This is a genomic window from Methanomassiliicoccales archaeon, from assembly GCA_038850735.1.
Lineage (GTDB): Archaea > Thermoplasmatota > Thermoplasmata > Methanomassiliicoccales > JACIVX01 > JACIVX01.
Window position 1 is genome coordinate 85,701 of record JAWCLO010000005.1, and the last position, 11,429, is coordinate 97,129.

The 11,429-nt window shown below is 44.6% G+C and carries 15 protein-coding genes; 7 read left to right on the forward strand and 8 right to left on the reverse strand.

Annotation, left to right across the window (positions count from 1 at the left end):
- Positions 1 to 159: 159 nt before the first annotated feature.
- Positions 160 to 894, forward strand: coding sequence for an HAD-IA family hydrolase (locus tag QW087_04550; protein MEM2943989.1), 735 nt, complete (start codon positions 160 to 162; stop codon positions 892 to 894).
- On the opposite strand, the gene guaA is transcribed toward QW087_04550, so the two are convergent.
- The 7 genes from guaA to QW087_04585 all read right to left on the reverse strand — a co-directional run bounded on the left by guaA (position 895) and on the right by QW087_04585 (position 6,100).
- A complete protein-coding gene (guaA, locus tag QW087_04555) occupies positions 895 to 1,842 on the reverse strand; it encodes a glutamine-hydrolyzing GMP synthase (GenBank protein ID MEM2943990.1) in 948 nt (315 codons plus the stop codon).
- Positions 1,842 to 2,309, reverse strand: coding sequence for a 5-(carboxyamino)imidazole ribonucleotide mutase (gene purE, locus QW087_04560; protein ID MEM2943991.1), 468 nt, complete (start codon positions 2,307 to 2,309; stop codon positions 1,842 to 1,844). The genes guaA and purE overlap by 1 nt, the downstream gene beginning before the upstream one ends.
- Before the next feature lie 144 nt (positions 2,310 to 2,453).
- Positions 2,454 to 2,747 carry a hypothetical protein gene (locus QW087_04565; protein MEM2943992.1) on the reverse strand — a complete coding sequence of 98 codons (294 nt, stop codon included), beginning with the start codon at positions 2,745 to 2,747 and terminating at the stop codon, positions 2,454 to 2,456.
- A 13-nt stretch (positions 2,748 to 2,760) separates the two neighbouring features.
- Positions 2,761 to 2,994, reverse strand: coding sequence for an Lrp/AsnC ligand binding domain-containing protein (locus QW087_04570; GenBank protein ID MEM2943993.1), 234 nt, complete (start codon positions 2,992 to 2,994; stop codon positions 2,761 to 2,763).
- A gap of 121 nt (positions 2,995 to 3,115) precedes the next feature.
- The gene (locus tag QW087_04575) at positions 3,116 to 4,078 is read right to left on the reverse strand and encodes a carbohydrate kinase family protein (protein ID MEM2943994.1); all 963 of its coding nucleotides are present in this window, start codon (positions 4,076 to 4,078) and stop codon (positions 3,116 to 3,118) included.
- Positions 4,060 to 5,298 carry an adenosylhomocysteinase gene (locus QW087_04580; GenBank protein ID MEM2943995.1) on the reverse strand — a complete coding sequence of 413 codons (1,239 nt, stop codon included), beginning with the start codon at positions 5,296 to 5,298 and terminating at the stop codon, positions 4,060 to 4,062. The genes QW087_04575 and QW087_04580 overlap by 19 nt, the downstream gene beginning before the upstream one ends.
- A gap of 58 nt (positions 5,299 to 5,356) precedes the next feature.
- A complete protein-coding gene (locus tag QW087_04585; GenBank protein MEM2943996.1) occupies positions 5,357 to 6,100 on the reverse strand; it encodes a 4-phosphopantoate--beta-alanine ligase in 744 nt (247 codons plus the stop codon).
- Positions 6,101 to 6,324: 224 nt separating this feature from the next.
- On the opposite strand from QW087_04585, the gene QW087_04590 reads away from it, so the two are divergent.
- From QW087_04590 to QW087_04600, 3 genes are all read left to right on the forward strand, one after another.
- Positions 6,325 to 6,606 (forward strand): Gar1/Naf1 family protein, encoded by a 282-nt coding sequence (locus tag QW087_04590; protein ID MEM2943997.1) that lies wholly within the window; start codon positions 6,325 to 6,327, stop codon positions 6,604 to 6,606.
- The gene (locus QW087_04595) at positions 6,578 to 7,510 is read left to right on the forward strand and encodes a transcription initiation factor IIB (protein MEM2943998.1); all 933 of its coding nucleotides are present in this window, start codon (positions 6,578 to 6,580) and stop codon (positions 7,508 to 7,510) included. The genes QW087_04590 and QW087_04595 overlap by 29 nt, the downstream gene beginning before the upstream one ends.
- Before the next feature lie 93 nt (positions 7,511 to 7,603).
- Positions 7,604 to 8,557 (forward strand): zinc ribbon domain-containing protein, encoded by a 954-nt coding sequence (locus QW087_04600; protein ID MEM2943999.1) that lies wholly within the window; start codon positions 7,604 to 7,606, stop codon positions 8,555 to 8,557.
- On the opposite strand, the gene endA is transcribed toward QW087_04600, so the two are convergent.
- Positions 8,558 to 9,616 (reverse strand): tRNA-intron lyase, encoded by a 1,059-nt coding sequence (gene endA, locus QW087_04605; protein ID MEM2944000.1) that lies wholly within the window; start codon positions 9,614 to 9,616, stop codon positions 8,558 to 8,560. It abuts the gene before it with no gap.
- Positions 9,617 to 9,901: 285 nt separating this feature from the next.
- Here endA and QW087_04610 point away from each other — a divergent pair, with 285 nt between their 5' ends.
- From QW087_04610 to QW087_04620, 3 genes are all read left to right on the forward strand, one after another.
- Positions 9,902 to 10,558, forward strand: a complete 657-nt coding sequence (locus tag QW087_04610; GenBank protein ID MEM2944001.1) for a helix-turn-helix domain-containing protein — start codon at positions 9,902 to 9,904, stop codon at positions 10,556 to 10,558.
- Complete coding sequence (locus QW087_04615) at positions 10,548 to 10,862, forward strand: hypothetical protein (GenBank protein MEM2944002.1); 315 nt, start codon at positions 10,548 to 10,550, stop codon at positions 10,860 to 10,862. Before QW087_04610 ends, QW087_04615 begins: the two co-directional genes overlap by 11 nt.
- Positions 10,863 to 10,946: 84 nt before the next feature.
- Entirely contained in the window at positions 10,947 to 11,426 is a 480-nt protein-coding gene (locus tag QW087_04620) for an Hsp20/alpha crystallin family protein (GenBank protein MEM2944003.1), read from the forward strand.
- The last annotated feature ends 3 nt before the right edge of the window (positions 11,427 to 11,429 follow it).

An 11,429-nucleotide genomic window follows, 5' to 3' on the forward strand; every position in this document is an offset into this window, starting at 1 on the left:
ATTGTGTTATCTACTGGGAGATATATATTTGGAATCAGATGCAAAACACGATTTGAAAGAAATTATTGCCAGGATAAACACAAACTCTCAATAAGTGATCGAAGTAACTTGAAAAACCAAACGATATTATTAATAGAGAAATCTTACATGAATCACATCGTGAAAGCGATATTTTTCGACCTGGGTCATACGCTAATTGACTACTATCACGATTGGAAAGAGCCCGAGTGTAAGGCGATAAGGAGAGTTTATCGAATTATGAAAGAGGATTATGGACTTGGAGTTGAAGAAGATAATTTCTGTTCCTGCCTCGGCAATTTACTGGCTGAGGCAAGAGAGATCAAGCTGGCGAGATCGATTGAGATACCCCTTTCTGACATTCTCAATCGGTGCTTTCGCCAATATGGTTGTGATGGCGATGAAGGCCTCATAGAGCGGAGTCTTACAGCATTTTACGAAACTTTGCTGGAAGATCGCCGGTTGATTTCTGGCACAAAGGAGATGCTAGAAAGGCTTAGTGAATTGGGGTACGCACTTGGTCTCATATCGGACGTGGCCTGGGGGTTGCCCTCGGAGTTCCCTTTAAAAGATATGCATCATTACAATATTGATGTATACTTTGATGATCTTGTTTTTTCAACTGATGTCGGTCTGAGAAAACCTAATCCAAAAATCTTCAAGATAGCACTGTCTAATTTGAATTCAAGACCTGAAGATGCAATTTTTGTAGGCAACTCGCTGCAAGCCGACATCAAAGGTGCAAAGAATGTTGGTATGATTGGAATTTTGAAAGAATCGAAATTTTACCAACATGATGATTCTATCAAGCCCGATGATAGAATTTCTAACTGGAATGAAATTGATCGCATCCTGCTGAAATATGATAAGCGCTAGCTATTCCCATTCAATTGTCGCCGGAGGTTTATCAGTTATATCATAAACCACTCTATTCACCTTGTCTTTCATTTCGTTAACAATACGCTGGGATATCCTTTCGAGAACGTCATGTGGAATCTTCGAATAAGTGGCAGTCATCGCATCGACTGAGTCAACGGCTCTTATTGCCACAGTTCTGCCATATGCACGCCTGTCACCCTGAACGCCAACAGATCTCACTGGAAGCAAAACTGCAAAATACTGCCAAGGTTTCATCATCTTTTCATTTTCAACTGCTCTTTCGATCTCCTCCTCAACGATCGCGCACGCCTTTCTCACAATTTCCACAGATTCACGTGTAACTTCCCCAATGATCCTCACCGCGAGAGCCGGTCCTGGAAACGGCTGACGTTCTGAAACCTCAATTCCTAGATATCTTGCGACTTTTCTCACTTCATCCTTGTAAAGATCGCGTAGAGGCTCCACAAGTTTCAACTTCATATCAGATGGCAAACCACCAACGTTATGATGCGTCTTGATGGTGTCCCGTAGGCTATCCCCACTTTCAATCCAATCTGGTGCTATTGTCCCCTGAACGAGATACTCAGCGCCATATTCTTCCGCAGCTTGCTCAAACACCCTAATGAATCTTTCACCGATAATTTTCCTTTTCTTTTCTGGATCGACAATACCTTTCAATGCGCTGAAAAATTCACCAGAAGCGTCAATGATTTTATGATTAATGCCAAGTCGGGAGAGCATATTCTCAACGGTCTCGCTCTCCCCCATTCTCATGAGTCCAGTATCTACATATACAGCTAGGAGACGATTGCCAACGGCCTTACTTGCAAGAACAGCTGCAACAGTGCTATCGACGCCTCCTGAACAGGCAATAATCGCTTTTCCTTGAATTATCTTCGACAATTCCTCTACCTTTTCGGCGACAAATTTCTCCACATCGAACATTAATGCTGTACCTCCTGCGAATCGATCTCGATCTGCTTGGCCATTTCCCTTCGGTAATCGACCAGCTTCCTCTGTATTCGATCATCTGATAGTGCGAGGATCTCCAGGGCTAGCAGAGCGGCATTTTCTCCCCTGTCCAACCCTACAGCCGCAACTGGTATTCCAGGCGGCATTTGGATTATGGAGAGTATCGAATCCAAATTGACTTTTCCACTTACAGGAACGCCAATAACCGGTTTCGTAGTCAGGGCAGCCACTGCTCCGGGCAAGGCCGCAGAGAGCCCAGCAATAGCAATGAAAATTTTAGCATCGCTTCTTGTCACAATTTCTTTTAAACGATCGGGTGTCCGGTGTGCCGATGCTATGAGCAGTTCAGCGCTCACTTCAAAACGCCTTAGGATTTCAAGCGCTTTTTCTCCGATCATCAGGTCGTTCTTGCTTCCTAGCAGTATGGTAACATCGGGCATGACTCACTCACTAAATTTTAAGAATAAAAGTATTTCGAAATCAAGATCAAAAGAAAATTTATAATGAAGAGGGAAAGAATAATGAAGAGGGAAAGAGTTTTGCCAAAAATTGTATTGTAAAATTAAGAAGGGAATTATATTTGCCTAAGATTTCATGATCGCCAATAGGAATATGCCAACAGCGATGAGTGCACCAATGACTGCAGCAAGAATGTTGACAAATGCTTCCCAGACGACATCGGCAACCCAGACATTTACTAGATCTGTAAAGCCAGCGAGATACACCCATACGATGCCGACTACAAGACCAATTATGAGTAACGCAACTCCAATTGCCCTGCTCTTGCCGCTACCGAAGTAGGCTGTGAATGCTCCTGCCAAAACCATGAACAATCCAAATGTCAACAAAAGCACTGTCAAGAAACCTTCCCATTCCATTCGATCACCTTTCTTAGAACTTGATGCCCGTAAGCGTCTTTGTATCGATTACGCCGGGGATCGATCTGATCTTGTCGACGACGACCTGACCAAGAAGGTTAAAATCTTCCGCCTCGATCTTAGCGATCAAATCATACTCTCCAAACAGCGGATGAAGTTCTACAACCTCCTTGACTTTTAGTAGTTCGTTATAAACTTCGTGCTCCTTTGCGGGTGCCGTGCTGATCAGAACAAAACCCACAGCCATTTATTCACCAAGTCCCCATTACAGTTTATTTGTGTTTAAACTTTTCGATGATTGCGTCTTGCCGTGATATAAGATTTTTAATGAAAAAAAGAAATGTAGTCCCCTTTGCCAGGCAGGAGGTTCATGATATATCATCTACTCTTATCTTAGGCAATATTCGCTCCATCCTCTTCTCAACATCGTCCCAACTCGGAATATTGGTCAAAGTGCCCTTTGCCTCAATGATGAAGGAGGCGGTTGCACATCCGGCAGCGAGACACGATTCTAAAGGCAGTTTTCTGAACTTGCCCGCATAAAAACCGGCTCGGAAGGCATCTCCTGCACCAGTTGGATCGACAATCTTATCGGTATCAAAGGATGGAACCGTGATCCTCCTTATGCCGCCCTCATAAGCAACACAGCCATCTTTTCCCTTCGTGTTGACGAGAAGTCTCACCCTCTTTGCAATATCCTCTACGGCAGCGAGCTCCAAATGTTGCAATGCACGCCTCAGTTCGCTATCATTAACGAAGATAGCATCACAAAATGTGATGGCTTTGCGAAAATCAGTGGCATTCCAAATATAATGTATTTCCTGCGAGGGGTCAAATGCGATATACTTCCCCATGCTCTTGCACAATTCCATCAACTTGAGATAGTAACTAGGCCTACCAGTACAAATATGCACGACATCGGACTCAACTGCAGCGTTCATTTTCACTTCATACTCGTCCATTTTTCGCATAGGGCCCTGATAAACATATGCGATTTGATCATTTGATGCATTAGATACGATCCAGACAGTAGGTGTTTTCTCGCCCCTTATTTTTACAAGCTCCCTGAGGTCGACGTTACGGCTGCGCATAAAATCAAGAAAATCGTCAGGAAAATCTTCCCCAACAAAAGAGCAGAGAGCCGTAGGAACGCCCAGCGAAGACGCAATTGTAGCGATATTGGCACCTGTTCCTCCGTAATACGTTTCTTTCTCCAAAATATCAACTGAGGTATTGGGTTCCGGAAAATCTGCTAGTTTAATAATGTAGTCTAGGGCCACATGCCCGTAAACACAGAGAAAGAGCGGCGGGGTCATGTACCTCCTTCCCATCCTGACAAATACGCCCTCTGCTGCCTAGTTAATCTATCAATTCTGATTCCCATAGTCTTCAACTTCAGTTCCGCAACCGTTCTGTCGATTTCCTCTGGAACGCGGTATACCCCTGGTAGCATTTTCTCGCAATTCTTTGATAAGTATAAGAGCGACAATGCCTGAATCGAAAAGCTCATGTCCATAATCTCAACAGGATGCCCTTGGCCAGCTGCTAGGTTCATCAATCGCCCTTCGCACAAGAGGTACACCTTCCGTCCATCAGGTAATCTGTATTCGTCGACATATTCCCTGACCCTTTTAGGCTTCCCGCACAACTCCTCAAGTGCTGTCTTCGAGATTTCATTATCAAAATGACCCGAATTCCCCAAAACACAGCCGTCTTTCATCACCACGAAATGCTCCTCTCGAACGACATCGCGGCTTCCAGTTGCGGTGATAATCATGTCCGCCACTCGCACGGCCTTGTTCATTGGCATTACGTCAAAACCATCCATAGCAGCTTCAACAGCACGAACTGGATCGACTTCTGTAACAATCACACGCGCGCCAAGACCTTTTGCGCGCATTGCAATTCCCTTACCGCACCAGCCATAACCCGCGACAACAAGTGTTTTTCCAGCAACAAGAAGATTTGTTGCAGTCATCCATCCGTCGAAAGTAGATTGGCCGGTTCCGTAGCGGTTATCAAAAAGATATTTCATCTGGGCATCGTTCACCGAGATTACTGGGAATCTTAGCTTCTTCTGTGAGGCCATGGCTCTCAATCGAATGACACCAGTAGTTGTTTCCTCATTACCTCCCTTGACACCTTCAAGCTTCTCTTTACGTGATGTATGAAGCATTGTGATGAGGTCTGCTCCGTCATCAATCACGAAATCTGGTCCGATATCTATAACAGCGTTAAGATTATCATAGTACTCGTCGCGACTTTCCCACTTTTTTGCAAAAACCTCTATTCCAAAATCTTTTCGAAGAGATGCGGCGACGGAATCATCCGTTGAAAGCGGATTGCAACTGGCAAGCCTTACTTTTGCACCCGCCTCAGAAAGCGCTACTGCAAGAATTCCCGTCTTCGCTTCCACATGGAGAGCCATCCCGATTTTCAATCCGTCTAGAGGTCTTTCTTTAGAAAGCCTGTCGCGGATCGACGCCAATACTTTCATGTGCTCACTAGCCCATTGAAGTCGCTTAAGTCCGATAATGGCATCAACGGTCATTGTTACACACCATTCCTGTCCACGTAAATCGATTGAGAAATGCATATCTGTTTGCATTTCAGAATTGGGAGTTCAAATACCTGCAAATCGCTTGGATAATTTTCTTTAAGTTTTGCCGGTTTTCAAATCGCGATATGAGATCGCGACAAGCTGCAACGTCGCCCTTCAATTCTGCGGCAAAATGATGAATGTTTGGAATTGCCCGTGTTAATTCGTCAACGATGGTAACCGTTGCTGCCCGAGAGGTTCTCGAAAGCGGGTTTAGATCGATGGCGAGAACCACTTTACCGGATTTGACAAGTGCTTCCGTTCTGTCGCCATCCTCAAGAGGAACAAGAACCACATCAGCTTTGAAAATGCCTTCTCTGGCGCACAGTGCACGGTCTGATGAAATCCTGGGAAGTACTGCATCTGGATTTCTTCCTAGAATATCATTGGCCCCCATTTTTTCCATGTATGCACAGACCTTCTTTACACGCTCTTCCGTTCGATGAAAAAGGTTGACCTCAATCTTAGCCTTCAATAGGTGAGCTAGATCTATTATTTCCTTGGCACAGAGAGCCGCAGTATTTCCATTAACAGAGATGACTGGATGCTTTGCCATTAGGAGATAGGCAGCTGCAACTTTCTCAGCGAGAGCTGACTCCTCTATGGTTCTTTCGCCCAATAGATAGTCAAATGCTTCACCCCTTCCATGTGCTATAAGACCCGTAACAGCAACTATGCCTTCCTTGCTGAGCTCTGCCAATTTTTCTCTCACCATAAGCGATTTCCATCTGGGGTGATTCTTCGGAATATCCATAAGTACGGATTAGTTGGATCGTAATTAAAAGATTCCTTGCAGAAAATTGACACACGAGAGGAGGTTGCTGATCCCTGAGAATTAATGGGCAAGTAATTTGTTTCCTTCTCCACGCCTGATTTGCTAAAATGTCAATAGCAGAAAAAGTACAGATGCTAAATAAATCATTTACGAAAATTATAAATATAACATCCCGTATTCCGACACTATACTGGGGAAGATCAGTGAAATCATATAGACGTATTAAACTCCTTGGTGAAATTGAGGAAATCGGTTTTGATGGTAAATATATAGTGCGTGCGCGTTTCGCGCCACCACATGGGGCTTATGTTTTTGACAACAGAAAAAGAATGGTTGGACGTATCAAGAGAGTTTTTGGTCCAGTAGCTTCGCCTTTTGTGTCAATTGAGCCCGACGATGAATATCGGCTGCCGAATACAATCGGCAGACCCCTGTATGTAGAAGAGGTTGAGGAAAATGGCAAAACAAAGAGAAGGAATGGATGAGATTGAGCGCTGTCCTGAATGTAATAGCGCCCACCTCGTGAGAGATTACGAGCGTGGCGAGCTTATATGTGAGGATTGTGGTCTCGTCATAGATGACCAATTTATAGACCAGGGACCCGAATGGCGGGCATTTGATGTAGAGCAAGGAGAAAGGAGGGCTAGAACTGGAGCCCCCATGACGTATACGATACATGATAAAGGACTTTCCACAGAAATTTCATGGAAAAATAAGGACAGTTATGGTAAGAGCATCCCCACTAGAAATCGAGCGCAATTGTACCGCCTCAGAAAATGGCAGAGAAGGATTAGGGTTTCAAACGCCACTGAGAGAAATCTCGCATTTGCTCTCAGCGAGCTGGATAGAATGGCATCGGCCATGGGGTTGCCTAGAAATGTCAGAGAGACCGCTGCAATGATTTATAGAAAAGCCGTTAACAAGAACCTCATTAGGGGGAGGAGCATAGAGGGTGTTGTTGCAGCTTCTCTTTACGCAGCATGCCGGCAGTGCGGCGTACCGAGAACTCTTGATGAGGTCGCGAATTCGAGTCGCATAGGGAGAAAAGAAATTGGCAGAACATATAGGTTCATGACCAGAGAATTGAAACTGAAACTGATGCCAACAAAACCTCAGGATTACATTCAGAGATTTTGTAGCGAGCTCAAACTGAGCGGCGAGGTCCAATCAAAAGCAAATGAAATACTCAAGGATGCGGCAAAGAAGGAGCTCACGTCAGGTCGTGGTCCCACAGGAGTTGCAGCAGCTGCAATATACATCGCATCGATTCTATGCAACGAGCGGAGAACTCAGCGCGAGGTCGCAGACGTGGCTGGTGTAACTGAAGTGACTATAAGAAACAGATACAAGGAATTGACGGAAAAGCTTGGCATTGATATACAGCTCTAGAGAGGCTTCAAAAGAGACTTTATATTTGGGATATTTGAATGGGAACCACGAAGCCTATTTATTGGCTATTGCCATTACCAAATAGGTGACGTTGTGCAGTTAGGAAGAGCGCTATTGAAACCTGCGGCAATATGGCTCATAGCAGGTGGAGTTTTATCGATTGCGGCATCGATTATTGTTTTTATCGTTGGCAAGGTTGTAAGCACGACTTTTGGAACGCTCATCGTCATCGTATATTTCCTCATCGGGATATCTGAGATCTCCGTCACGAGGGCACTGTGGCGGTGCGAAATAGGGGCGTGGAAAACTATCATCACCTGGCTTGGTTTTTCCCTGATTGGTAGGAGCGCCATCATTTACCTTTCCTCAGAAGATCTATTACTTGTGAGCTCGGTGATTGGAGGGGGAGAGCTCGCAATTTTCGTTTATGTACTGCTGAAAAAAAATTACTTCATACCGCCCGAGTCCGAAAGGGTTGCATCTGCGATGCCATTTGAAACTGCAGGGCTCAAGAGCGTCTCAGAATGTCCCAATTGCAAAGGTATTATCGAAACTGATTGGGCATCGTGTCCCTATTGCGGAACGCCTATACCGAAGATCTGTGGGAAGTGCGGCGCAGAAATAAAAGAGGGGTATTCCAAGTGCATAAAATGCGGGGCTGAGGTCATTCGTTCTGAAGCGCTAACGCGACAGATCGAGACTCTGAGAATCCTCGCGGAGGAAGAGGGTTCCCGAGAAGTGAAATCGAGTCGTTACGCAAAGCTTGGGGAATCGTTGCTGAAGGCTGGAAGGGTGGAAGAGGCTGTAAATGCATTTAAAAAAGCGATTGATCTTACATCATTCGACAGGAAAAAGAGCCATTACATGGTAAGAATTGCAATCATTCTGGAAAATTACGGAAAGACCTCCGAGGCCCTAAACATTCTAGACGAGGCTATGAAACTAGACCCAGAGGATTATGTGGGAGCGAAAAAAGTCAAAGATGAAATCTTGAAATCACAGAGCGCAGAAACGGCAGCTGCAGAGGAGAAGGCGGTTTCGACATAATCATGGTCGAACCCTCTTGAGTCTCAAGTACTCGACGCCGTATTTTGTCGTTCTTGCGAGAAGAATTTCTTTCTTAACGCCATGAGCTAGCCTGACAGCCCTTGAGATCTCTGGCCAGGAAGCTTCGTAGTTCTCTGGTATCGCATGAACCAAATACCGAGAGTGATGTTTCCCAGGATCGGCGTCGTATACCCTGAAGTGCGAGCCGTACTTGAAGCCAGTCTTTACAACAAGTCCTCTTGATCGCAGATCGCTGTAGACCGAGAATCTAATGTCAAAGTCCATTTGAATGTTTCTTGCGCGTCTTTTGAGCCCCTTCAGACCTATTCTTTTTCCTGATCTAGCGCTCTTGAGCGATATTCTGCCTTTTTCCAACAAAAAGGCTGTTTCTATCATTGAAAGCTGAAGGGCATCCCCGATTTTCTTTCCGTAAAATTCACGATCATAGAGATACTCGACGGCGGTTCTGTCGAAGATCAATGCTCTATCCTCAAACAAAGTTGCCTCAACGACCTCGTCTCTTTCATCCCGCGCGATTACATGTCCTTGCGGATCGATTGCAGAAGCCTTATAGTATGTTATATCGCCTTCCTCATCAACGACTGCAACAAGAAGTTCTTTCCTCGTTTTCTCGGATCTTTCAACAGCCTCCCTGAACGATTCGATATTAAATGACGATCTCTCAGTTATGGACATTACCCAAAACTTAGTCGCCGAGCTTGATGGGGTGCCGCCCCTTGGAAATACCCTGAAGTCGAAATCGTCCGCGCCCCTTTTCACAATATAACCTCTCTGCCTGAGATCTCTATAGACCAGATAATCGATTTCAAAATCATTGTATATGCGAGCGGCTCGCCTCATCACCTCTTCAAGATTCATAGCACTGGATTTTTGTTGTACAACTAAACGTCCTGTTTCAACAAGATAACACGCCTCCAGAAGGTCGAGTTCTAGACCGCCACCAGAAAGCGGGTATCCATAAAATCCCTTGTTGTAAATTTGGCTTCCTTCAACTGGATCATCGATAATGATCGATTCTTCTTTCAGAACGCCAGGCATCGGATCTCAAATTCCGTTGGGATAATTATAGTTATTCACATTGATTTCTTAATCAACCCATTCTCTAGTAGATCACAATGAAACAGAGAAATGATCAGATTGCCCGCCCCGCTTCAATTGCTGCAGTCAACGAAATGACCAACCAAGATGGCAAAAGAAATCTCGAGAATAACTGGTACTGAAAAGATAAAGCTGGAGCATATTTTAGACAAGGCATGAAACGTATACACCGATGAGTATTAATATAACTTGTTAATAACTTTAGGTTGTTTAGAAGGGGTAGATATGATCGATCTCGATACACTTCTATCCATAATTGAAAACCCAACTCGTAGAAAGATTCTGGAAGCACTAGTAAGGGAGCCTCACTACCCATTGCAACTTTCAAGAGAGCTCCGCATGAGTCAGCAGGCAATAATGAAACACCTAAAGGTTCTGGAAGAAAACAACATCGTAAGGAGTTACATTGTGGATAGTGATCGGGGAGGTCCTGCACGAAGAATTTACGTGCCGGTTCAAGGATTTACGATCTTTGTTGATGTTGGTCCTGGTCTATTCAACGTTGAAATATTTTCGCGGGAGAATTTCAACAAGAAACAGGGCGCTGATTTTGATGTATCGAGGAATGAAGAAGTCGATTTCAACACGTTCTGCAAAAAATATTCCAATACGAAAAAGGAAATTTCAGAAATCGACAAAGAGCTTGACGATCTGCAGAGAAGGCGCAAGGAGCTTATAGAAAAGAAGGAAGCATTACTCAACGAAGCTAAAGAGTTCATTGAATCATTCATCGGAGACTATGAGGCGCGAAGGGTGATTTACGAATCCATTAAGAGGCCCATGCTTAGCCCATCTGAAATCGCACGTGAATTGGATCTCAGAGATGAAGTCGTGGAGGAGATACTTAATGAAATAGACCGGGGGGATAGGAATGTGGGATAAGGTGCGCCTCAAAGCGTTAATGGAAGAATATGAGGAGGAGCTGAAGAAACTGGCTAAAGAAACTAGCAAAGATATCGGGAAAGTCATTCACAAGATTGAGAAAACTGGCGAGGAGACGCTTGATGAACTCGTTAAAGTTGCGAAACAAACAGGAGAGGGCGCTAAGAAAACAGCGGAGAAACTTATTGAAGAAGTAAAAAAGGAAACGCCCGAGATAGTAAATGATCTGAAAGAAATTGAAGAAATAATAAAGAATCGAATCGAGCGGATAGAAGAAGATCTCAAGAAGCTCTTGACCGAATAATTTATATAGATGATCATTGTAGTTATAGATTGCAACCCGTGGTTATCAACTGCGGGTTAATTAGAGAGCAATGGAGGTGACCATATGAGAAAGGAAGATCGAGAAGGCATCGTTCCTCGATCATACTGGGGGCCGCTTGGCTTGCTGGATGAAATGGAAAGAATGCTCGATAACCTGCGAATGGGCTGGGGTGAGACCTGGTTCCCGTCCTTCCCGATATTCAGCAGAACCTTTGAACGGATTCCGGCGGTTGACATCAAGGACTTAGGAGACAAATACATCATACAAGCCGAGATGCCTGGGATCGGTAAAGAGGACGTGGAAATAGAGATCGTAGATGGGGCTCTGGAGATCAAAGCAAAGAAGGAGGAGGAGAAGGAGGAGAAAGGTGTTGGTTACGTTCGACGGGAACGAGGCAGACTCTCATTTTACAGGAGGATACCCATCTACGAGGATATAGACCAAGAGAAAATCGAGGCCAAGATGGAGGACGGGGTGCTGGAGATCACCCTGCCAAAATTAAGGAAAGTCGAGGAAAAGCGAAAGAGGGTGGAGGTTAAATAAATC

Excerpts from the sequence above, each read along its gene's own strand:
- QW087_04620 (MEM2944003.1), top strand. The coding sequence starts at position 10,947 with ATGAGAAAGGAAGATCGAGAAGGCATCGTTCCTCGATCATACTGGGGG.
- guaA (MEM2943990.1), bottom strand. The coding sequence starts at position 1,842 with ATGTTCGATGTGGAGAAATTTGTCGCCGAAAAGGTAGAGGAATTGTCG.
- purE (MEM2943991.1), bottom strand. The coding sequence starts at position 2,309 with ATGCCCGATGTTACCATACTGCTAGGAAGCAAGAACGACCTGATGATC.
- QW087_04565 (MEM2943992.1), bottom strand. The coding sequence starts at position 2,747 with ATGGAATGGGAAGGTTTCTTGACAGTGCTTTTGTTGACATTTGGATTG.
- QW087_04595 (MEM2943998.1), top strand. The coding sequence starts at position 6,578 with ATGGCAAAACAAAGAGAAGGAATGGATGAGATTGAGCGCTGTCCTGAA.
- QW087_04585 (MEM2943996.1), bottom strand. The coding sequence starts at position 6,100 with ATGGATATTCCGAAGAATCACCCCAGATGGAAATCGCTTATGGTGAGA.
- endA (MEM2944000.1), bottom strand. The coding sequence starts at position 9,616 with ATGCCTGGCGTTCTGAAAGAAGAATCGATCATTATCGATGATCCAGTT.
- QW087_04580 (MEM2943995.1), bottom strand. The coding sequence starts at position 5,298 with ATGACCGTTGATGCCATTATCGGACTTAAGCGACTTCAATGGGCTAGT.
- QW087_04615 (MEM2944002.1), top strand. The coding sequence starts at position 10,548 with ATGTGGGATAAGGTGCGCCTCAAAGCGTTAATGGAAGAATATGAGGAG.
- QW087_04570 (MEM2943993.1), bottom strand. The coding sequence starts at position 2,994 with ATGGCTGTGGGTTTTGTTCTGATCAGCACGGCACCCGCAAAGGAGCAC.
- QW087_04610 (MEM2944001.1), top strand. The coding sequence starts at position 9,902 with ATGATCGATCTCGATACACTTCTATCCATAATTGAAAACCCAACTCGT.
- QW087_04575 (MEM2943994.1), bottom strand. The coding sequence starts at position 4,078 with ATGGGAAGGAGGTACATGACCCCGCCGCTCTTTCTCTGTGTTTACGGG.